The sequence below is a fragment of the Mesorhizobium sp. M0778 genome (genome assembly GCF_040320105.1).
Taxonomy (GTDB): Bacteria; Pseudomonadota; Alphaproteobacteria; order Rhizobiales; family Rhizobiaceae; genus Mesorhizobium.
Map to the genome: position 1 here is coordinate 217,079 of NZ_JAMYPA010000006.1, position 21,811 is coordinate 238,889.

Here is a 21,811-nt window from a genome sequence, read left to right on the forward strand (position 1 = left end):
GCACGGACAATAAGCAGGAGGAAGCGAGCATGAAATTCACCAGACGCGACGTGATCCGCACCACCGCCGGCGCTGCGGCGGGAGCCTTGGGAAGCCGGCTCATCGGCTCTCCCGCCTTTGCCCAGGAGGGATTGAAGTACAAGCCCGAGGACGGCGCCAAGCTCAGGCTGCTGCGCTGGTCGCCCTTCGTGCAGGGCGACGAGGATCAATGGCTGGCCAACACCAAGCGCTTCACCGAAGCGACCGGTGTCGAGGTCCGCGTCGACAAGGAAAGCTGGGAGGACATCCGTCCCAAGGCAGCGGTCGCCGCCAATGTCGGCTCCGGCCCGGACTTGATGTTGGTCTGGTTCGACGACCCGCATCAATATCCCGACAAGCTGCATGACGTGACGGAACTGGGCGAATATCTCGGCTCGAAATATGGCGGCTGGCACGATGGACCGAAGCAATATGCGACACGGCAAGGCAAATTCCTCGGCCTGCCGCTGGCCACCATCGGCAATGCCATCGTCTATCGTGAAAGCTGGGTGAAGGAGGCCGGCTTCTCCGAATTTCCGAAGGACACGGCAGGCTTGCTCGAGCTTTGCAAGGCATTGCAGGCGAAGGGACACCCGGCCGGCTTCACGCATGGCCACGGCGTCGGCGACGGCAACAACTACGCCCACTGGCTGCTATGGAGCCATGGCGGCCAGATGGTCGACGAGAGCGGCAAGGTGACGATCAACAGCCCCGAGACGCTGAAGGCGATCGAATACGCGCAACAGCTCTACAAGACCTTCATTCCCGGTACCGAAAGCTGGCTCGACGTCAACAACAACCGCGCCTACCTGGCCGGCGAATTGAGCGTGATCGCCAATGGCATTTCCGCCTACAACACCGCCAAGATCAACAAGGACAAAGATCCGAAACTGACCGAAATCGCCAAGGACACGCGCACGACCAACCTGCCGATCGGTCCTGTCGGGAAATCCGTCGAGCTGTTCCAGGTGACCACGGCCGTGATCTTCGACTACACGCCCTATCCCAATGCGGCCAAAGCCTATCTGCAGTTCATGTTCGAGGAACAGCAAATGTCGCAGTGGATCACGTCCTCGGCGGGCTATTGCTGCCAGACGCTCAAAGCCTTCGACAACAACCCGGTGTGGACGGCCGATCCGAACAATGCCGCCTACGCCAAGGCCTCGGCGACGCTGCGGCCCAACGGCTATGCCGGCCCGCTCGGCTATGCTTCGGCGGCGACCATGGCCGACTATGTGCTGGTCGACATGTTCGCCAAGGCGGTGACAGGCCAGGCGACGCCGCAAGAAGCGATGGCAGAAGCCGAGAAGCGCGCAAACCGCTACTATCGCGTTTGAGCGGATTCAGCCGGGCAGCCATGCTGCCCGGCTTCGAATCGCGCATGGCCGCCTGGCCGATCAATGAGACTTAGAGGAGCCGACCCATGGCCGTGACCTCCGCTGCCGCTCAGCCACCCCGGTCGACGCTGTCGCGCATTTTGACGTTCGTGTCTGAAAGTCATAACGCGCTTGGCTTCGGCTTCATGCTGCCGGCGGCGGCGCTGCTGCTGGTCTTCCTAACCTATCCGCTCGGGCTCGGCGTCTGGCTCGGCTTCACCGATGCCCGCATCGGCCGCCCCGGCATCTTCATCGGCATCGAGAACTACGAATATCTGTGGGATGACGCCGTCTTCTGGCTCTCCGTCTTCAACACCTTGCTCTACACGATCAGCGCCTCGATCCTGAAGTTTGCGCTAGGCCTCTGGCTGGCGCTTATCCTCAACCAGAACCTGCCGTTCAAGTCGTTCTTCCGCGCGATCGTCCTGCTGCCCTGGGTGGTGCCGACGGTGCTGTCGGCCATCGCCTTCTGGTGGATCTACGATTCGCAGTTCTCGATCCTGTCCTGGGCGCTTATGGAAATGGGCCTGATCGACCATCGCATCAACTTCCTCGGCGATCCGGAGAATGCGCGCGCTTCGGTCATCGCCGCCAATGTCTGGCGCGGCATTCCTTTCGTGGCGATCACGCTGCTTGCCGGCCTGCAGACGATTCCGCAGTCGCTCTACGAGGCCGCCACGCTCGACGGCGCCAGCCGCTGGCAATTGTTCCGCTATGTGACGCTGCCGCTGCTGACGCCGATCATCGCCATAACCATGACGTTTTCGGTGCTGTTCACCTTCACCGATTTCCAGCTGATCTATGTGCTGACGCGCGGCGGGCCGGTGAACGCCACCCATCTGATGGCGACGCTGTCGTTCCAGCGCGGCATTTCCGGAGGCCAGCTTGGCGAAGGCGCCGCGATCGCAGTCGCCATGATCCCGTTCCTGCTGGCGGCGATCCTGTTCAGCTACTTTGGCCTGCAACGCCGCAAATGGCAGCAGGGCGGCGGAGATTGACATGACCGCGATCGAAACGAGCAAACGCCCCGAACTCGACGAAGGCGGCATGGGCTACCTGCAGAGTGTGCCGCGCCGCGTGGTGACGGTTTACCTGCCGTTGCTGATATTCGTCATCGTGCTGTTGTTTCCGTTCTACTGGATGACGATCACGGCGGTTAAGCCCAACCTTGAGATGACCGACTACGCCAATTTCAATCCATTCTGGGTGGTGCATCCGACGCTCGAGCATATCCGCTATCTTCTCTTCGAGACGTCCTATCCGGGCTGGCTGCTCAACACGATCATCATCTCGACCGCCGCCACTTTCCTGTCGCTGCTGGCAGCAGTGTTCGCTGCCTATGCGATCGAACGCTTGCGGTTCTCCGGGGCGCGGCAGGTCGGCCTCGCGGTGTTCCTGGCCTATCTCGTGCCGCCGTCGATCCTGTTCATTCCGCTGTCGGTGATGGTGTTCAACCTTGGGCTTTACGACACGCCCTTCGCGCTCATCCTCACCTATCCGACCTTCCTGATCCCGTTCTGCACATGGCTGCTGATGGGTTACTTCCGCTCGATCCCGTTCGAGCTGGAGGAATGCGCGCTGATCGACGGGGCGAGCCGCTGGCAGATCCTCACCAAGATCGTGCTGCCGCTGTCGGTGCCGGGCCTGATTTCCGCGGGCATCTTCGCATTCACGCTGTCATGGAACGAGTTCATCTACGCCTTGACCTTCATCCAGTCGTCCGAAAACAAGACTGTGCCGGTCGGCGTGCTCACCGAACTGGTGCGCTCGGACGTCTATGAATGGGGGGCGCTGATGGCGGGAGCGCTGATCGGCTCGCTGCCGGTGGTGGTGCTCTATTCGTTCTTTGTCGAGCACTATGTTTCCTCGATGACCGGAGCCGTGAAGGAATAAGTTCGGAGGTATTCCCGGCGGCCGGGATGTCCCGAGGCACCCTGCCGGCCGAGGCTGCGGCGGGTTGCACACCTTTGCGTGAGGTTCCGGGAGGGTGTCAGCTGCTGGTGTCGGACTTCGGCGCAAATGCGCGGTCGGCAATGCGTTCGATGAAAGCGACGACCCGTTCCGGCCCGACGAATTGTGGCATATGGCCAAGCCCCTCGACCGGCTCGAAATCGAGCCCGCTGATCTTTTCCATCAGCGGCCAGCCATGGATATCGATGCCCAGCACGACGTCGGAAGCACCAAACAGAATGCCAGCCGGCATGATGATCTCGCGATAGCGTTGCTCGATACGGCCAAGGTCGTGCTCGATGGCCACGACATCGGTCGACGTTGCATAGAAATGGCTTGGCCTGAGCCCGCACCAGCCGCCGCCCTCGACCATATAGTCGGCCAGCGTCGCCTGCGGCGCGAAAATGAAGGCCAGCGTGCGTTCTGCGTATCTGAGAGCCGCCGGGATCGCCACCGTGTGAGCCATGATCCGGCGCCGCAGCGGCGACTGAATGTATAGCGGGCCGAACTTCTCGCGCGCGTCCGGCTCCAGATGGGTCAGCGGCGCCAGCAAGGCGATACCGGAAACCGCCCCGGGATGCTCGACAGCCAGCGTCAGCGCGATGGCGCCACCCAGCGAATGGCCGACGATCAGCGGCTTTTGCAGTCCAAGCGCCTCGATAAAATGCCGCACGATCTCGGCCTGCTCGGGTAGCCGCCCGCTGGCGCCCCTGGCCCGCACCGAATAGCCGGAACCCGGACGGTCGAGCGCGATCAGCCGATAGTTCGGGCCGAACCGTCCGAACAGCGTGTGGCGGAATTGATGAAGCTGCGCGCCAAGGCCGTGCAGGAAGACGATCGGCCGCCCCTCGCCCATCTCGAAATAATGGATGCGATTGCCGTCGATCTCGATGAATTTACCGCTGGCCGGCACCAGCCTTTCGGCTTTCGCCGCAATCCGCAGCGTCGCCAGCACAGGATAAGCTGCCACGACGAGCGCCAGCAGAAACAGCGCGCCGGGCAGCCATAGAAGAATCGATACCGGCATGTTCTTGCTCATGGCCCCAAACCGGCGCAGCATCACCCGCCGAAGGTTCCACTGCAAGGGAGGTGGCACAGGTGGATCCGTCGTTTGGCGGCATTGCCGCCGGCCGTTCGCCGCGCTATCTCAGGCGACCCGTTGCCGGAGCCTGCCATGACCGAAATCGTCACCGCCGCCATGCTCGTCATCGGCGACGAGATTCTGTCCGGCCGCACCAAGGACAAGAACATCGGCCACCTCGCCGACATCATGACGGCGATCGGCATCGACCTGAAGGAAGTGCGCATCGTTGCGGACGAGGAAGACGAGATCGTCGCTGCGGTGAATGCGCTGCGCACCCGCTACAGCTATGTCTTCACCACCGGCGGCATCGGCCCGACGCATGACGACATCACCGCCGATTCCATCGCCAAGGCCTTCGGCGTGCCGTGCGAATACGACGCCAGGGCCTACGCCCTGCTGGAGGCAAGCTACGCTGCCCGCGGCATCGAATACACCGAAGCGCGCAAGCGCATGGCGCGGATGCCGCGCGGGGCAGACCACATCGACAACCCGGTGTCGGTTGCGCCGGGCTTTCGCATCGGCAACGTCCATGTCATGGCCGGCGTGCCGGCGATTTTCCAGGCGATGCTCGACAATGTCGTGCCGACATTACGGGCCGGCACCAAAATGCTGTCGGCAACCGTGGAATGTCCGTTCGGTGAAGGCCTGATCGGCGGCCCGCTGGGCGACATCCAGAAGGCGCATCCGGATACGATCATCGGCTCCTACCCGAAATATGGCGACGGCAAATTCTGGACGGAACTGGTGGTGCGCGCCCGCAGCCAGCAGGCGCTGGACTCCGCGCGCGCCGACGTAGAGGTTATGGTGGCGGGCCTGACCAAGGCAAGCAAGGTGGGCTGATCGGCAGGCGTGACGGAACCAAGCATCGCGCCGTGACGTTTGTCACGAGTGGGATCGCCGAAAAACTGAGGGATTGCCCATGCGCTTCAAGACCATTGTCGCCATATTGCAGAATGAACAGGACGCCGAGCGCGTTCTCGACTGCGCGATCCCGCTGGCCAGCCGGTTCCAGAGCCATCTGATCGGCATTCATGCCGAGGCGCTGCCCGTGCCCTACACCTCGGCCACCGGCTTTCCGGACACCGAGTTCCTGCAGGTTTCGGCCGACATGAACCGGGAGCGCGCCGAGAAGTTGCAGGCCGCCTTTCACAAACGCGTCGAGAATTCCGGCCTGTCGTTCGAGTGGCGCAGCCTCGAGAGTTTTTCCGGCGACAGTGCGCTGACCGGTATCTCGACCGTTCGCACCGCGGATCTGATCATCGCCGCGCAGCGCGAATCGAGCGGCGATCCGAGCGCCGACGTCGACACGCTGGTCTACGATGCCGGCCGGCCGGTGCTGGTGGTGCCGCATTCGGGTCCGCTGGTCACCAGCTTCAAGCACGTGCTGCTCGCCTGGAACGGCAGCAAGGAGGCCGCACGCGCGGCCTTCGATGCCCTGCCCTTCATCATCGAGGCCGAGAAGACGGACATCGTCGTCATCGACCCGCCGGATACGCTCGAAGAGGCGCCGGAAACGGCCGGCGCCGAGATCGCCGCCTCGCTGTCCAGGCACGGCGCGACCGTCAGCGTCTCGGTGCTGAGGTCCGGCGGCGCCTCGGTCGACGACATCATCCAGACCAGGGTCGCCGAATCGGGCGCGGACCTGCTCGTGCTCGGCGCCTACAGCCATTCCTGGCTGCGCCAGCTGCTGTTCGGCGGGGTGACGCGAACGGTGCTGCGCACCGCACCGGTGGCGGCTTTCCTGTCGCGTTAGAGCATGATCCCGAAAAGTGGAATCCGGTTTTCGGAAAGATTGTGCTCAAGAAAAAAAGAGTAGACCCCATCCCGATCATGTCGGGATGGAACAGGCTCCAGGTCCATAGGGACCGCTGACGGGGCAATCGCTTTGCCGCGCACTTGCCAAGGCCAAGCCTTTCCAGTTAATTCCGCGCGCATTCCATAGTGTCTGCGCGCGATGCGCGCTTTGCGGAGTGCGCGAAAGATGTCCCTGCCCGAAAAAGCCTTCCCGGTCTCCTGGGACCAGTTCCACCGCGATGCGCGCGCGCTCGCTTGGCGGCTTGCCGGCGCCAACAAGGGGCAATGGAAGGCGATCGTCTGCATCACGCGCGGCGGCCTGGTTCCGGCCGCCATTATTTCGCGCGAGCTTGGCATCCGCATCATCGAGACCGTCTGCGTTGCCTCCTACCACGATTATACCAGCCAGGGGCAGTTGCAGGTGCTGAAGGAGGTCACGCCGGCGCTGCTCGCCGATGACGGGGCCGGCGTGCTGATCATCGACGACCTCACCGACACCGGCAAGACGGCGGGCATAGTGCGCGCGATGATGCCCAAGGCGCATTTCGCCACCGTCTATGCCAAGCCGAAAGGCAGGCCGATGGTCGACACTTTCGTTACCGAGGTCAGCCAGGACACCTGGATCTATTTCCCCTGGGACATGGGCTTCACCTACCAGAAGCCGATCGCCGACGATCACGCCGGCTGATTCGCGGCAACGCCGCTCATTGCAGCCGGTCGCCCAAGGCACCATCCGCGACCGACAAATGCCGGCGTGATGCTCGCGCGGCCGCGCCATTTTGGGCAAGACCGGCGTTATTGGCGCAATTTCGCTGGTCCATGAAAGATTTTTTACTTTTATTGCTCATGATTAGCCGTAAGATTCGTAAGACGGCAAACGATTCTGGAAGCTGAGGCAAGCTTCTCCGATGTTGACAAGGCCAACGACGCACAACCATCTGGCCGAAAGGGTCCGGCGACTCTTCGGCACGGTGCCGTCCCGCCTGCAGGTTGCAGCGCTGCCCTGGCGCGATAGCGGCGACGGCGTCGAAATCATGCTGATCACCAGCCGCGATACCGGCCGCTGGGTGCTTCCCAAGGGCTGGCCGGAAGCAAAGGAGCCGCTTTGCGAGGCGGCGGCGCGCGAAGCCGGCGAGGAGGCCGGGCTGCGCGGCACGATCTCGCATCACGAGGCCGGCCGCTATTTCTACGCCAAGGTGCTGGATTCCGGCGAGGAAGTGCCGTGCGAGGTGCTGGTGTTCCCGCTGCAGGTCGACAAGGTCGCCGACCGGTGGAAGGAAAAGCGGGCACGCACCCGCAAGTGGGTCAGCGCCGCCGAGGCCGTGGGCATGGTACATGAACCGGATCTTCGCCAGATCATCGCCCATTTCTGCGCCGATCCACGCCGGTTCTCCTGAGCCCGAGTCGCGCATAGCCGCGGTCAGGTGCCGCGAACGCCATCGCCGAAGCACCTCCGCGCCGAGCCGAACCTACCTCGCTGCGCTCCGCTTCTATCCCCGTTATCCACATATGTGGCACACAAGATGTTGGGGTCATAAAAGCTACGCAAACGAATCCTTGACGCCGCAAAACGAGTCGCCTTTTATAGGCCATGCGCTCCTGTTGAGAGTGCGACCGGAAAAGTTTCGAGGCCGGTCTTTTTCCCGGAATATGTGCGTTTTGAGCCGCATTCCCGCCTGTTTACGAGGCCGGCGAAGGCGTGGGATTTTGAAGCCTTGGGTGGCGAAAGGGGAGGATTGTCGGACTTGAATAAATTGTCTGTTAATACTATATTTAGTGTTTGCAGGTAGGTTCGACGCTAGATAATGTGAATTTCCCTCGATTGAGGGTGTTGCAAAAAGTTTTCAGTTTTGAGGGACCCACAGGGTCCGTGAGCGCGCTGGACAGCGACCTCGCAAGAGGCTCGACCGGCAGGGCGGCGGATACTGTGAGGATGAGAGCCGGGCGGTTTTCGAACGCCGGCAGACGGCGGACACGCGCGTTTCGTCAAGAGGGCAGAAATCCTCTGGGAAAAGCGCTATATATAGACAAAAGGGACCGGACCAATGCGCATCGAGCGTCGTTTCACCAAGCCAGGACAATCCGCCTACGCGGAGATCGAATTCCGCAAGGCGCTTTCCGAGATCAAGAATCCGGATGGCTCGGTGGTGTTCCGCTTGGACAACATCGATGTGCCGGCTCAGTTCTCCCAGGTTGCCGCCGATATCCTGGCGCAGAAATATTTCCGCAAGGCTGGCGTCCCGGCACGGCTGAAGAAGGTCGAAGAGACGCAAGTTCCCTCCTTCCTGTGGCGCTCCGTCGCCGACGAGGCCGGACTGGCCAAGCTGCCGGAAGCCGAGCGCTACGGTTCCGAGACCGACGCCCGCCAGGTCTTCGACCGGCTTGCCGGCACCTGGACCTATTGGGGCTGGAAGGGCGGCTACTTCAAATCGGAGGAAGACGCGCGCGCCTTCCGCGACGAGCTCGCCTATATGCTGGCCACCCAGCGCGTCGCGCCGAATTCGCCGCAATGGTTCAACACCGGCCTGCACTGGGCCTATGGCATCGACGGTCCGAGCCAGGGCCATTTCTATGTCGACCCGTTCACCGGCAAGCTGACCAAGTCGAAGTCGTCCTACGAGCATCCGCAGCCGCATGCCTGCTTCATCCAGGGCGTGCAGGACGACCTCGTCAACGAGGGCGGCATCATGGATTTGTGGGTGCGTGAGGCGCGCCTGTTCAAATACGGTTCCGGCACCGGCTCCAACTTCTCGTTCCTGCGCGGCGAAGGCGAAAAGCTGTCGGGCGGCGGCCGCTCGTCGGGGCTGATGAGCTTCCTCAAGATCGGCGACCGCGCGGCGGGCGCCATCAAGTCGGGCGGCACGACGCGTCGCGCCGCGAAAATGGTCATCGTCGACGCCGATCATCCCGATATCGAGGAATTCATCGACTGGAAGGTCAATGAGGAGCAGAAGGTCGCCTCGCTGGTCACCGGCTCGAAGATCGTCAAGAAGCATCTCGAAGCGATCATGAAGGCCTGCATCAACTGCGAAGGCAATGGCGACGACTGCTTCGACCCGGCGGTCAACACCGCGCTGAAGCGCGAGATCAAGGCAGCCAAGAAAGACGCGGTGCCGGAGAACTACATCTACCGCGTCATCCAGTTCGCCAGGCAGGGCTACACCTCGATGTCGTTCAAGACCTACGACACCGACTGGGATTCGGACGCCTATCTCACCGTTTCCGGCCAGAATTCCAACAATTCGGTGTCGCTGAAGGACGATTTCCTGCGCGCCGTCGAGCAGGATGGCGACTGGCATCTCACCGCCCGCAAGGACGGCAAGGTGCTGAAGACGCTGAAGGCGCGCGATCTCTGGGAAAAGATCGGCTATGCCGCCTGGGCGTCGGCCGATCCCGGCCTGCATTTCAACACGACGATGAACGACTGGCACACCTGCGCCTCGGCCGGGGCGATCCGGGCGTCCAATCCGTGCTCGGAATACATGTTCCTCGACGACACCGCCTGCAATCTGGCGTCGATCAACCTACTGCCCTATCGCAACGCCGACGGCACTATCGACATCGCTGCCTACGAGCACACGGTGCGGCTGTGGACCATGGTCCTGGAAATCTCGGTCATGATGGCGCAGTTCCCGTCGAAGGAGATCGCCAAGCTTTCCTACGAGTACCGCACGCTCGGCCTCGGCTACGCCAATATCGGCGGCCTGCTGATGACCTCGGGCATTCCCTATGATTCCGACGAGGGTCGCGCCATCTGCGCCGCTCTCACCGCGATCATGACCGGCACCGCCTATGCCACCTCGGCCGAAATGGCCGCCGAGCTCGGCGCCTTCCCCGACTACGACCGCAATGCGCAGAACATGCTGCGCGTCATGCGCAACCACCGCCGCGCTGCCTATGGCGAAAGGGACGGCTACGAGAAGCTTGCCGTCAACCCGGTGCCGCTGGTCGCCTCGGATCTCAAGCAGCAGGACCTTGCCGACCATGCCAAGGCTGCCTGGGACCGCGCCATCGAGCTCGGCGAGGAGCATGGCTACCGCAATGCGCAGGCAACGGTGATCGCCCCGACCGGCACGATCGGCCTGGTGATGGATTGCGATACCACCGGCATCGAGCCCGATTTCGCGCTGGTGAAATTCAAGAAGCTCGCCGGCGGCGGCTATTTCAAGATCATCAACCGTGCGGTGCCCGAAGCGCTGCGCACGCTCGGCTATTCCGAGAGCCAGATCGCCGAGATCGAGGCCTATGCCGTCGGCCACGGCAATCTCAACCAGGCGCCGGGCATCAACCCCGGCTCGCTCAAGGCAAAAGGCTTTACCGACGACAAGATCGCAGCACTCAATGCCGCGCTGAAGTCGGCCTTCGACATCAAGTTCGTCTTCAACCAGTGGACGCTGGGCGCCGACTGGGTGAAGGAGACGTTTGGCTTCACCGATGAGCAGCTCAACGATTTCTCGTTCGAGATGCTGCCGGCGCTGGGTTTCTCGAAGAAGGACATCGAGGCCGCCAACATCCATGTCTGCGGGGCGATGACGCTGGAAGGCGCGCCGTTCCTGAAGGCCGAACACCTGCCGGTGTTCGACTGCGCCAGCCCGTGCGGCAAGATCGGCAAGCGTTCGCTGTCGATCAACAGCCACATCATGATGATGGCGGCGGCACAGCCCTTCATCTCCGGCGCCATTTCCAAGACCATCAACATGCCGAACGACGCGACGGTGGAAGACGCCAAAGGCGCCTACATGCTGTCGTGGAAGCTGGCGCTGAAGGCCAACGCGCTCTATCGCGACGGCTCGAAGCTCTCGCAGCCGCTCAATGCCTCGCTGCTCGCCGATGGTGAAGAGGACGACGACGAAGCCGTCGAGCAGCTGATCGCGGCACCGGCCGCACAGCGCGCCGTTCAGGTGACCGAGAAGATCGTCGAGCGCGTCGTCGAGCGTCTCTACCGCGACCGCGAAAAACTGCCGAACCGCCGCAAGGGCTATACCCAGAAGGCGGTCGTCGGCGGCCACAAAGTCTATCTCAGGACCGGCGAGTTCGACGACGGCCGTATCGGCGAGATCTTCATCGACATGCACAAGGAAGGTGCCGCCTTCCGGGCGATGATGAACAACTTCGCCATCGCCATCTCGCTCGGCCTGCAATATGGCGTGCCGCTCGACGAATATGTCGAGGCCTTCACCTTCACCAAGTTCGAGCCGGCCGGCATGGTGCAGGGCAACGACGCCATCAAGAACGCCACGTCGATCCTCGACTACGTGTTCCGCGAACTTGCCGTCTCCTATCTCGGCCGCCACGACCTCGCCCATGTCGACCAGTCGGATTTCGACAAGACCGCACTCGGGCGTGGCATCAACGAAGGCAAGGCGACGCCCTTCTCCAAGGGTCTCACCCGCGGTGCCTCGCCGGTCAAGCTGGTGTCGGGCATGGGCGCCGAGCCCAAGGGTTTTGCCGGTTCGGGCTCCGGAATTCCGGCCCGTACCGCCCCAACCGCCTTCTCCGGCTCCAACGTGCTGACGTTGAAGCCGGCCAGCGACGAAGCCATCGCCTACAAGCGCGACTACGAGGAGCGCGCCAGGGAACTGGTCGAGGACATCGTCTATGCGGAAGCGTCTGATCCGACGGAGCTGTTCACCGACGAGGCGGCGAAAGAAGCAGCCGAAGCCAAAGCGCTCGCCGCCAACCGGCGCCAGCAATCGCTGATGCAGGGCTACACCGGCAACGAATGCTCGGAGTGCCATAATTTCACGATGGTGCGGAACGGGACTTGCGAGAAGTGCGATACTTGCGGGGCGACGAGCGGGTGTAGCTGAGGGAATCTGAAACGCTAAATGAACATCGTCGGCCCGGTCGCAAGATCGGGCCGAAATGGTAAGGAGAACAAAAAAGGTACGACGCATAAGGATGTCCTTATGTGACATCCTCTTAAAACACCAAAGCCGCCCCTCCCAGGCCGGCCTTGGATGCCGCGAATAAGCCGAAGCCCACGCGGGGCGACGAGATCAGAATCCCATCTCCTGTAGCAAGGTTATTATATGGAGATTCTGATCGAGGAGTCGAGAAGGCATCGGTAGCAGTGTGACTTTTTAACGGCTCCAGAAAGGCCCTCTCATTATGAAAACCGAACCGCAAATTAGCGCCAATAAATTGATTGAGTATTGCTTCGCTCGATCCACTCGACGATCTGTGATCATTGAAGATATCATCAGACCCAAGAACTTCCTCCTCGACACGCGCTACAATGAGATTGAGCGCGCAATGATGCATTTCATTGAAACTCACGGTCAGGATGACAGCCGACTGTCGCAGCTCGACAGGGCTTTGCTGTCGCGCCAACCTGCCACCTCGCACGATGAGCAAAGGCTTCTTACTGCTCACGATGCAATTGAACTTTGTCGCACTATGAGCTTGGCCAAGCTACCTACTGCTGCGAAATTAACCGGCATTCCGGATAGCCAGCCAAAGTTCTTTCTCAGCGGTGTCTCTGTTAGCGTCCGACCGACAAACTCGGCGAAGGTACCACAGACAGGAAAGAAGGAATTTGGCTTCGGCTTGGTTAAACCCTATCTCTGCAAGACTCTACCATTGTCGACAGAAACGTCGGCACTGCATGGGGCACTTCTCCATTGGTACGCGGAGGAATGCTTCCAAGAAGCCGGAGAACCACGAGCAGAGTTCTGTTTTGTGATTGATGTGTTTGCGCAGAAGATCTTCACTGCACCTGGTAGTTTCAGTCAACGCAGAAAGCTGCTGGCGGCGTCGTGCCAAGAGATCGCAGACAGGTGGCAGTCAATTCGGGCGAGGCTAATTGCTGACGAAGTGGCTAGTCGGAAACGGCTTAAGTAATCATCTGGCATGCTCCACCTTCTCCCGTCGTTCCGGGGAGAAGGTGAGCAGCGCCAGGAACCCTGAACAGCATCCTATACCAGTCCGGTCTGAAGGAGTGACAACATGCGGTACGCGGTGGTGATTGAAAAAGCCGGAAACAATTTTTCCGCTTATGTTCCGGATCTGCCCGGCTGCATCGCCACCGGTGCGACGGTGCCTGAGGTTGAAGCCGAAATTCGTGACGCAATACGCTTTCATATCGAAGGCCTGCGGGCCGACGGGCTGGATGTGCCCAAAGGGGTCAGCCTGGCGGAATATGTAGAGGCGTAGAGCCGCCAGCCGAACTGGGGCTGGTAGTTATCTACCACGCGTTTCGCTTTGATGGCACGGCATGGATCCTAGGGTCTGCGCTCCGCTTCGCGTTCGCTCCGCCCTAGGATGACGAAGACACGGGGCCTGGAGGCCAATCGCCAAAGCCGGTAATTGGCGGGAACATCCCTCCCTTCGTCATCCTAGGGCGGAGCAGGAGCGAAGCGACGTTGCGGAGACCCTAGGATCCATGCCGTGGCCCGGCGGCGCGATGCCGACAGTGGAAGCCAGGCACCCGACCGGCCGCGCTACTCCACTTCCGCCACCATCTGCCGTCCACCGACCCAGTCGCGCCACGCCCTCTCGTCGCCGTGGAAGACGTTGAGGTCGATGCGGCCTCTCACACCGTGCGACAGGCCGGAGCCGGAATATTGCCAGAACAGCCATTTGCGGCCGGGATAGACCTTTGACGGATGCGCCGCCACGGCGCGCAGCCAGAATGGATAATCTGGGAATGCGCCGCGCAGATTGTCGCGGTAGAAGTCGGGCGCGGTGTAGATGATCGGCCGCTGGCCGTAGTGGCGCTCGAGCTTGTCCATGAACACCTGCATCTTCTCCAGCACCTTTTGCCGGGACGGGCGGCGCTTGCAGCTGGATTCGCCGTTCCACTCGACGTCGATCACCGGCGGCAGCGCACCCTCGACCCTCGGCACGTTGCGGATGAACCAGTCCGCCTGCTCGCCGGCGGTGCGGCACCAGTAGAAGAAATGATAGGCGCCGCGCTTCAGGCCGGCGGCGTCGGCATTGCGCCAGTTCCTGGTAAACATCGGGTCGATATGATCGCCGCCGTCGGTCGCCTTGATGTAGGCGAAATTGGCGCCCTGGGCGCGCAGCTTTTGCCAGTTCACATTGCCCTGCCAGCGCGAAACGTCGACGCCATGGACGGCAAGGCGCCTTGGCGAGGAGGACTTGCCGAAATTGATCGGCTTGGCGTCGCGAAAACCATAGCGCGTGACCGGCTCTGCAAGCATTGCCGGTGCTGCGCGTGTCAGCCGCTTCGGCGGCGACATCAGCGCGATCACCTCGGCCGGCGGTTCGACGTCCTGATCGGGTACGTCCATCGCGACCGGCTGTTCGTCCTGCTCCTGTTCGGCAAAAGCGGGCGCAGCATCAGTTTTCGCCACGGATGCCACCGGCGCGGGTGGCCGCACAACCGAGCTGGTGGTCTCGCTGGACGGCACTTGCAGCGCATCGACGCCGGAGGTCGACGTGCAACCGGCAAGGCACAGCGCTGCGATCGAAAAGATGACGACGCCTGATATCCGCATCTGGACCTGTACGCAAAACACAACAGACCGAAGGCAGGACAACGCCGCCGGACAAACCAAGCTGGATTCCTAACAAGAAACTACCAACAAAGTTTGAATCGAATTGTTAGGGCTCTCGTCGAGACGTCGGCGGGCAAAGGGACGCTGCCCTTCCACCGTTCGGCCACGTCGCTGGCTTCGCAATCCCGCTTGACAACTCACTGCGTGAGATTAGTCTTCGCTAATCTTACGATGTAAGGCCATACTTGGGAGGGAGTCATGCAGCCCGCCGCCTTGTCAGAATTGCAGCCCTTAGTCACGCCGGAGCCACGCTCGCCCGCCATCGGGATCGACGAGATATCCGGCGATCTCAGCCGCGTCATCGAACGCGCTGAGGTCGATGCCTGGCTCGATCTCTATCGCGCCGCCCCGGCAGACTTTGCCGCAAGGCAAGGCCTAGCCATCGCCGAAGATGGCGATCTCGTCTGGACCACCTGCACGACGATCCCGTTCATCCATTTCAACTGCGTCAAGAACCTTGGTGTCGATAGCGCGGCCACCGAGAGCCGGCTCGATACGCTTCTGAGGCATTATCGCGACGCCGGCATTCTGCGGCCCTGGTTCTACACCAACCCACACACCGAGCCCGCGACGCTCAGCTGCTGGCTCGAGGCGCGCGGCCTGCAGCGTCAGGGAGGCTGGGAACGCATCTTTCGCGACGCCACGCCGTTGCCAGCGGAGCCGCTTTTCCCGACGGAGGATGTCTCGGTCGAGCGGGTGACGCCGGCAACGGCAAGGGAATGGGCTGGGTTCATCGACAGCCAATACCGGTTGCCGACCTCACCGTGGTTACTGGCGCTGGCCGGCCGGCGCGGCTGGCACCATTACATGCTGCGGCGCGACGGCGCGGCGGCGGTGCGCTCGATGTTCATCGGCACCGACGGCATGGCCTGGAGCGGCATCGACGCGCCGGTGCCCGGCATCATGGCGCCGAGCTTCGATCTCGATGCAATGCTCGGCGAAGCGATGGTGCGCGACGGACTTGCGGCCGGTGCAAAACTGTTCGTGGCCGATATCGAGGCGCCGCAAGCCGAACGCGACGGGCCGGCCTATCGCAACTATGCACGTCTCGGCTTCAAACTCGCTTATTTCCGCAGCCATTACAGCTATTTGCCGGCAAATTCCGGCTAACCGCTTCAAGACCCTAGCCGCACAGCCACAGCTTGTGGCAGGTCGTGGCCATCAGGTGGGCCGGCGGTACAAAACGATCGTTGACCGCCACATCATCGTCCGCCCGCCGGACCTTTTCTTCGAGCAGCGTGCGAAGTTGCGCCGGTTGCACGCGGTCGCGCTCCATCACCAGCTTGATCATCGGATCGCTCAAGAGTTCGTCCAGGGTGTTGATGCTGTCGTTCATTCCGTCGCCTCCTCGACTGCCGCCCGCACGCAATAGATAGGCAGCAATGATGGCCCGCCAATGACGCTTTGCCGGCTATCTCGTGTCGCTTTGGATTAAATTTTGTCCAGATTTCACCTCAAACCGGAGGTGGCGCGCCTTCATATTGCGGCAGGCCGTCGTCGATCTGCACCCAGGGCTGCTTCGAGGCGGTCCAGATATGCATCTCGGGCCTGAACACTGAGGGGTCATCGAGCGAGCCGGTGGTGACGCCGATGATGCCGGCGGAATCGCGCCGGGAAAACATCGTCGTGCCGCAGCGCGGGCAAAAGCCGCGCTTGAGATCGGGCGAGGAATTCACCATCGCCAGCGGACCGTCGACCGTCACATCGTCGATACGGAACAGCATGCGCGCGTTGAAGGCGGCACCCAGCGCCTTCTGGCACAACCGGCAATGGCAGATCCGCTCATTGATCGGTGCCGCCTCGGCGCGGTAGCGCACCGCGCCGCACAAACATCCACCCTGATATCCAGCCATCGCCCGCGTCCCTTCCCTGTAAGGATAGGCGATACCTATCGATAGGCGTGGCAGCGTCAATTGAAAAGCTTTGATGGCGCCATCTATAGCTGTGATGCGGCCGATACACGATTGGCTCGATGCGCCGCGCCAAGGCCTCATCGACGAAATGCCGGCCGTCTCGCGGGAGACGGCCGGCAGACAATTGACTGCGTGTCAGTTCGTTTCGTTGACGACTTCGTCCCAGGTCTTGACCTTGGTCTCGCCATTAAGGAACGGCAGCGCGGCAGGTGTCAGTTCCGGCGCGAAGAACACATCGTAGTGGGTGCGGTTCGGCACGATCGCCAGGCGGTTCTGCGACAGGTTCTCGCGCATCCAGCCGGCGTCCTTCAATCCGCCGCCGAGCATCTGGTAGAATTTGATCTCGTGCTCGGGCCGGTACATGTCGCTGTCGCCAAACACCAGCATCACCGGCATTTTCAGCTTCGGCACGTCGGCGGAATAATCGTAGTCCTTGCGCATATAGGCGCCAAGTTGATCGAGGAGTTTCGGAAAATCCTCCGGATGCGGCGCAACGGCGACGTAGGATTTGTACATCGGCGTGTCCTTCATCATGTCAGCCATCGCCGCGCCGACCTGTGCCTGCTGGCCACGCATCTCGGCATAGAAGCCGTCCGCGGCGTAGGGGGTCGAGACCAGCACCAGCCGGCGCACCGCCTCGGGATGCTGCACGGCCATGCGGAAGGCGACGCCGCCACCCAGCGAATAACCCATGACGTCGACCTTGTCGTAGCCGAGCGCCTTGACGATCGCCGCCATGTCGTCGCCCATCGCCTCCAGGCTGAGCGGCCGGTCGCCGAGTGCGGTGCGGCCATGGCCCTGCAGGTCGACGCCGATGACGGTGCGGTTTTCGGTAAGCTTCGGCAGGATCGGCGCGAACATATCCGTCGTGCCGAGCCCGCCATGCAGCAGAAGCAGCGGCTCTCCCTTACCATAGACGGCGTAATAATAGTTCAAACCGTTGATCGGCAGCAGGCCGGATTTTTCCGGCTTCGGCAATGTTGCGGTTGCGGTCGTCATGGCGGGCTTGGCCTCCTCAGCGTTGATGGTGCCCGGCGCCGCAAACAGCGCGGCGGCCGAAGCGAAAATGGCGAAAAATATCGATCTGGACATGTCAGTCTCCCTCTCCCGTTTGCATCAAAGTCGCTTTGCGACTTCCTCGAGCTGTTCGGCGCACTGGCCCCAGCCCTCGTGAAAACCCATTTTCTCGTGCTGTTCGCGGTCGGCGACCGACCAATGCGCAACCCGGGCGACGTAGCGGGTCTTGCCCGTGCCCTCGTCCTCGAGTGTCACAATGCCGGTCATGAACGGTTTGGCGGAAGGCTCCCACGCCTTGGTATAGGCATCGGTGAAGACGAGCTTCCTGCCCGGCACGACTTCGAGGAAGACGCCGGGGTTCGCAAACTCGTTGCCGTCGGGACCGGCCATGACGACCAGGCTGGTGCCGCCGGCGCGAACGTCCATCTCAGCGCGCGGCGTCGTCCACGGCTTCGGCGCAAACCATTGCGTCAACAGCTTCGGCTCGGTCCAGCAGCGATAGACGTTCTCGCGCGGTGCATCGATGATGCGGGCGAGAACCAGTTCGCGGTCGGAGTTGGGGGCGATGTCGAGCTTGGTGGTGGTCATGGTGTTTCCTCACATGTCGGGTTTGGCTTTCGTGTCTAGGACGAACCGACAAGACGCAAGCCGACACGGGTCCGCGAGAAAAAATCCGCGGGACCGGAGATTCGAACGACGGAACCGAGTGGCTTCAGTGGCGCTTGGCTTGGACGAGGTAGGCGTCGATCTCGGTCTCGCCCAGCCACTTGGCCGCTTCCAACCGGTGCAGGCCTTCGACGAGGATGTGGCGCTTGCCATCATGGCGCACCTGGATCGGCGTCTTCATGCCGTTTTCCAGAATGTCCTCGGCCAGATGGCGGACGGTCTCGGGATGCAGCGTCTTCTTGCGCGCGGTCGGCACGTAAATGTCGTTGACCCTAACCTTTTGCACTCTCAGCATATCGGCTCCCGTGGCGGACAAGGCCGCGGTTTGTGAGATAGTCTGTTTGTCCGGCAAGGCCAAGGGAGCAGCCCGGCGATGGCTGGCCCGATCGTTTCCAATTGACGCTTGGCCGGCGGATGGCCGAAATGGCGGCCTTTCGACCTTAGCGGTGTCCATGAACCATCTGCCGACCGAGTTTCCCGATTTCGGACTGACGCCGGAGCAGCGACGCCAGGCGGTGCGCAGCCATTACTGGGAATGGCCGGGCATGGATGGCGGGCGCGGCGAGATCTGGTGCTATAGCGATCGTTTTTCCTACCGCCCCGGCGACATGGTGGCGCTGCATGTCAGCTCGACGGCCGCCAGCTTCGGCATTGTGGTCGTCCGTGACGGCGGCATGGAAGTGACGACGTTCGAGGAGGCCGGTATCGCGGCGCGCTGGCAGGATACGCCGGATCAGTGTTCGGTCGAGGGCTGCGGCTGGCAAGCATCGTTCGAATTTCGCATCGGCGACGACTGGCCGTCCGGTGCCTATCGCGTCACGCTTGAAGCCGACGCTCGCGACGGCAACCCGATCCGCTGCCATCATCTTTTCATCGTCGCGCCGCAGCCCGGCAAGAAGCTTGGTCGTGTGCTGCAGGTGGCGGCCACCGGCACCTGGCTCGCCTACAACACATGGGGCGGTTCCAACCATTACGAAGGCATCACCGGGCCAGGCCGCGACAAGTATGCACGAATGGTGTCGACGCAGCGGCCTTGGTGCCGCGGCTTCGTCGTGCTGCCCAGGGACGCGCCGCGCGTGCCGCTCGAAGTCGCCGTGCCGCCGAAAACCGTGCCGCGCTATCCGCATATGGAATGGGCGTTTGCCACCGGCCATTCGAAGAAATACGCCTCGTCCGGCTGGGCAAGCTATGACAGCCATTTCTTCCGCTTCGCCGAGCGTGCCGGCTACGCCGTCGATCTTGCCAGCCAGCACGATCTGCATTTTTCGCCCGACATTCTCGACGGCTACGACTGCGTCGTCTTCGTCGGCCACGACGAATACTGGACCTGGGAGATGCGCGATGCGGTCGACACCTATGTCGAGCGCGGCGGCCATGCGGCGCGCTTCGCCGGCAATTTCATGTGGCAGACCAGGCTGGAGGACGAAGGCCGCCGGCAGGTCTGCTACAAATACCGCGCTCGCGCAGAGGACCCGGCCTATCGCGGCGGCGATATAAGGCGCGCCACCAATTCCTGGGAAGCGCCGGAAATCGGCCGGCCGGGTGCGGCGACCTTCGGCCTCAATGCGACAAGAGGCGTCTATGCGGGCTGGGGCGGCTGCGCGCCGCGCGGCGTACGCGGCTTTCCGGTCTACCGGCCTGAGCATTGGGCGTTTGCCGGCACCGGCATCTACTATGGCGACCTGCTCGGCGCCGACAGCCATGTCTATGGCTACGAGGTCGACGGGCTCGATTTCGAGATCCGCGGCGGCCTGCCCTACCCCACGCCCGACAGCGGCGCACCGGACGGCCTGCAGGTGCTCGCGGTCGGCATGGCTGCCCAGGTCGAGGAAAGCGCCGACATTCCGTTCGAGGACCAGTTCCTCGGCGACGAGGACGGTCGCTTCACCGCCGAAACGCTGTTCGGCGAGGCAAGCGACGCCAATCTCGACAAGGTCAAACGCGGCAACGGCATGATCGTCAATTTCCCGCGCGGCAAGGGCGAGGTGTTTCACGCAGGAAGCTGCGAATGGGTCGCCGGCCTGCTAAGGCAGGACGCGATGGTCGAGCGCGTCACCAGAAATGTCCTCGACCGCTATCTTGGAAAGCCATGACATGCTGAAGCCCCCTGTCCCGGAAGCCCGCGAAGCCTCGCATCTGTTTTATCTGTCCAGCCTGCGTCGGCCGCTGATCGACCGCGCCGAAGGCATCTACATGTGGACGCAGGATGGCCGCCGCTTCATCGACGGATCGAGCGGGCCGATGGTCGCCAATATCGGCCACTCCAACCGCAACGTGCTCGACGCGATGAAACGGCAGATGGACCGCGCCACCTTCGCCTACCGCCTGCATTTCGAGAACGAACCGGCCGAGGAGCTCGCGCGGCAACTGGCGGCCAAACTCCCCGAGGGCCTGGACCGCATCTTTTTCGTCTCGGGCGGCTCGGAGGCAACGGAATCCTGCGTCAAGCTGGCGCGGCAATGGGCGGTCGCCACCGGCCAGCCCAGCCGCTGGAAGGTGATCACGCGTTTTCCGTCCTATCATGGCGGCACGCTGGGTGCGCTCGCCGTCACCGGCGACGATGCGCTGGCCGAAACATTTGCGCCGATGATGCAAGTGATGCCGACCGTGCCGGCGCCCATCGCCTGGCGCGACCGCGACAATCTTTCGATGGAACAGCGCGGCATCCGCTATGCCGACATGCTGGAGGAGAAGATTCTCGCCGAGGGGCCGGACAGCGTGCTCGCCTTCATCATGGAGCCGGTCGGCGGCGCTGCCACGGCAGCACTGGTGGCGCCGGACAGCTACTATCCGCGCATCCGCGAGATCTGCGATCGCTACGGCATCCTGCTCATCCATGACGAAGTGATGAGCGGTGCCGGCCGCACCGGAAAATTCCTCGGCGGCGACCACTGGAACTGCAAGCCCGACATCGTCGCGCTGTCGAAGGGGCTGGGCTCGGGCTACGCGCCGCTCGGCGCGCTGGTGGCACCGATACGGCTGGTGCAGCCGTTGCTCGCGTCCGGCGGCTTCCAGCACGGCCATACCTATGCCGGCAATCCGCTCGCCTGCGCCGCCGGCCTCGCCGTGCTCGGCGAGATGGACCGTCTCGGTCTGATCGCCAACGCGGCTGATATGGGCAAGCTTTTGATGGACGAGCTGAAGGGATTGGCGAAGCGGTTTCCGTTCATCGCCGACGTCCGCGGCAAGGGCCTGCTCACCGGTGCCGAAATGGTCGCCGACCCAGAAACGCTGAGGCCGATCGAGCCGGCAAAGAAGGCCACCCAGCGCCTGCTCGACCTCGCCTATGAGCGCGGCCTGATCATCTACGGACGCAAGGTCAAGGGCGGTGTCGATGGCGACAATTTCATGGTCGCGCCGCCGATGATCGTCACCGCCGCGCAGATCGGCGAGATCGTAGCCATCATCGGCGACTCGCTCGAAGTGCTGGCCGGTGAACTCGACCTGCCGGTCGAAGGCTGAGGGGCGAAC

At 62.5% G+C, this 21,811-nt stretch carries 20 protein-coding genes; 13 read left to right on the plus strand and 7 right to left on the minus strand.

Annotated elements, in window-relative coordinates; genetic code table 11:
• The first annotated feature begins 29 nt into the window (after positions 1-29).
• The 3 genes from NKI22_RS11410 (at position 30) to NKI22_RS11420 (ending at position 3,287) form a co-directional block, all read left to right on the plus strand.
• Positions 30-1,355 carry an ABC transporter substrate-binding protein gene (locus NKI22_RS11410; protein ID WP_352495827.1) on the plus strand — a complete coding sequence of 442 codons (1,326 nt, stop codon included), beginning with the start codon at positions 30-32 and terminating at the stop codon, positions 1,353-1,355.
• Positions 1,356-1,540: 185 nt separating this feature from the next.
• A complete protein-coding gene (locus NKI22_RS11415) occupies positions 1,541-2,392 on the plus strand; it encodes a carbohydrate ABC transporter permease (RefSeq protein WP_376705884.1) in 852 nt (283 codons plus the stop codon).
• A gap of 1 nt (position 2,393) precedes the next feature.
• Positions 2,394-3,287, plus strand: coding sequence for a carbohydrate ABC transporter permease (locus tag NKI22_RS11420; protein WP_023717433.1), 894 nt, complete (start codon positions 2,394-2,396; stop codon positions 3,285-3,287).
• Positions 3,288-3,384: 97 nt separating this feature from the next.
• Here NKI22_RS11420 and NKI22_RS11425 read toward each other — a convergent pair whose 3' ends face one another.
• A complete protein-coding gene (locus tag NKI22_RS11425) occupies positions 3,385-4,371 on the minus strand; it encodes an alpha/beta fold hydrolase (protein WP_352817509.1) in 987 nt (328 codons plus the stop codon).
• Positions 4,372-4,518: 147 nt separating this feature from the next.
• On the opposite strand from NKI22_RS11425, the gene NKI22_RS11430 reads away from it, so the two are divergent.
• From NKI22_RS11430 to NKI22_RS11460, 7 genes are all read left to right on the plus strand, one after another.
• On the plus strand, positions 4,519-5,268 hold the full coding sequence (locus NKI22_RS11430) for a competence/damage-inducible protein A (protein WP_352481143.1): 750 nt from the start codon (positions 4,519-4,521) through the stop codon (positions 5,266-5,268).
• Positions 5,269-5,347: 79 nt separating this feature from the next.
• A complete protein-coding gene (locus NKI22_RS11435) occupies positions 5,348-6,181 on the plus strand; it encodes a universal stress protein (RefSeq protein WP_023717430.1) in 834 nt (277 codons plus the stop codon).
• A gap of 228 nt (positions 6,182-6,409) precedes the next feature.
• Positions 6,410-6,910, plus strand: a complete 501-nt coding sequence (gene gpt / locus NKI22_RS11440; protein ID WP_023674762.1) for a xanthine phosphoribosyltransferase — start codon at positions 6,410-6,412, stop codon at positions 6,908-6,910.
• 220 nt (positions 6,911-7,130) lie between these two features.
• Entirely contained in the window at positions 7,131-7,619 is a 489-nt protein-coding gene (locus tag NKI22_RS11445) for an NUDIX hydrolase (protein WP_352817507.1), read from the plus strand.
• A gap of 648 nt (positions 7,620-8,267) precedes the next feature.
• Entirely contained in the window at positions 8,268-12,032 is a 3,765-nt protein-coding gene (locus NKI22_RS11450) for a vitamin B12-dependent ribonucleotide reductase (protein WP_352817504.1), read from the plus strand.
• 301 nt (positions 12,033-12,333) lie between these two features.
• Positions 12,334-13,065: a hypothetical protein gene (locus NKI22_RS11455; RefSeq protein WP_352481148.1), complete on the plus strand. Its 732-nt coding sequence runs from the start codon at positions 12,334-12,336 to the stop codon at positions 13,063-13,065.
• A 105-nt stretch (positions 13,066-13,170) separates the two neighbouring features.
• On the plus strand, positions 13,171-13,377 hold the full coding sequence (locus NKI22_RS11460; RefSeq protein ID WP_023783899.1) for a type II toxin-antitoxin system HicB family antitoxin: 207 nt from the start codon (positions 13,171-13,173) through the stop codon (positions 13,375-13,377).
• A 287-nt stretch (positions 13,378-13,664) separates the two neighbouring features.
• Here the strand turns inward: NKI22_RS11460 and NKI22_RS11465 are convergent, their stop codons facing one another.
• Positions 13,665-14,684 carry a GH25 family lysozyme gene (locus NKI22_RS11465; RefSeq protein ID WP_352481149.1) on the minus strand — a complete coding sequence of 340 codons (1,020 nt, stop codon included), beginning with the start codon at positions 14,682-14,684 and terminating at the stop codon, positions 13,665-13,667.
• A 258-nt stretch (positions 14,685-14,942) separates the two neighbouring features.
• Here NKI22_RS11465 and NKI22_RS11470 point away from each other — a divergent pair, with 258 nt between their 5' ends.
• Positions 14,943-15,854 (plus strand): hypothetical protein, encoded by a 912-nt coding sequence (locus NKI22_RS11470; RefSeq protein WP_352817500.1) that lies wholly within the window; start codon positions 14,943-14,945, stop codon positions 15,852-15,854.
• A 13-nt stretch (positions 15,855-15,867) separates the two neighbouring features.
• Here the strand turns inward: NKI22_RS11470 and NKI22_RS11475 are convergent, their stop codons facing one another.
• From NKI22_RS11475 to NKI22_RS11495, 5 genes are all read right to left on the minus strand, one after another.
• On the minus strand, positions 15,868-16,080 hold the full coding sequence (locus NKI22_RS11475) for a hypothetical protein (protein WP_352495816.1): 213 nt from the start codon (positions 16,078-16,080) through the stop codon (positions 15,868-15,870).
• A 118-nt stretch (positions 16,081-16,198) separates the two neighbouring features.
• Positions 16,199-16,597 carry a GFA family protein gene (locus NKI22_RS11480; RefSeq protein ID WP_352481152.1) on the minus strand — a complete coding sequence of 133 codons (399 nt, stop codon included), beginning with the start codon at positions 16,595-16,597 and terminating at the stop codon, positions 16,199-16,201.
• Between the two features lie 195 nt (positions 16,598-16,792).
• Positions 16,793-17,749 (minus strand): alpha/beta fold hydrolase, encoded by a 957-nt coding sequence (locus tag NKI22_RS11485; RefSeq protein WP_352481153.1) that lies wholly within the window; start codon positions 17,747-17,749, stop codon positions 16,793-16,795.
• 24 nt (positions 17,750-17,773) lie between these two features.
• Positions 17,774-18,262 carry an SRPBCC family protein gene (locus NKI22_RS11490; RefSeq protein WP_352817498.1) on the minus strand — a complete coding sequence of 163 codons (489 nt, stop codon included), beginning with the start codon at positions 18,260-18,262 and terminating at the stop codon, positions 17,774-17,776.
• 124 nt (positions 18,263-18,386) lie between these two features.
• Complete coding sequence (locus NKI22_RS11495) at positions 18,387-18,635, minus strand: ParB N-terminal domain-containing protein (protein ID WP_352481155.1); 249 nt, start codon at positions 18,633-18,635, stop codon at positions 18,387-18,389.
• A gap of 157 nt (positions 18,636-18,792) precedes the next feature.
• Between NKI22_RS11495 and NKI22_RS11500 the strand changes: the two genes are divergently transcribed.
• Positions 18,793-20,433, plus strand: a complete 1,641-nt coding sequence (locus NKI22_RS11500) for a N,N-dimethylformamidase beta subunit family domain-containing protein (RefSeq protein WP_352481156.1) — start codon at positions 18,793-18,795, stop codon at positions 20,431-20,433.
• 1 nt (position 20,434) lies between these two features.
• A complete protein-coding gene (locus tag NKI22_RS11505; protein ID WP_352817495.1) occupies positions 20,435-21,802 on the plus strand; it encodes an aminotransferase family protein in 1,368 nt (455 codons plus the stop codon).
• Positions 21,803-21,811 lie beyond the last annotated feature (9 nt).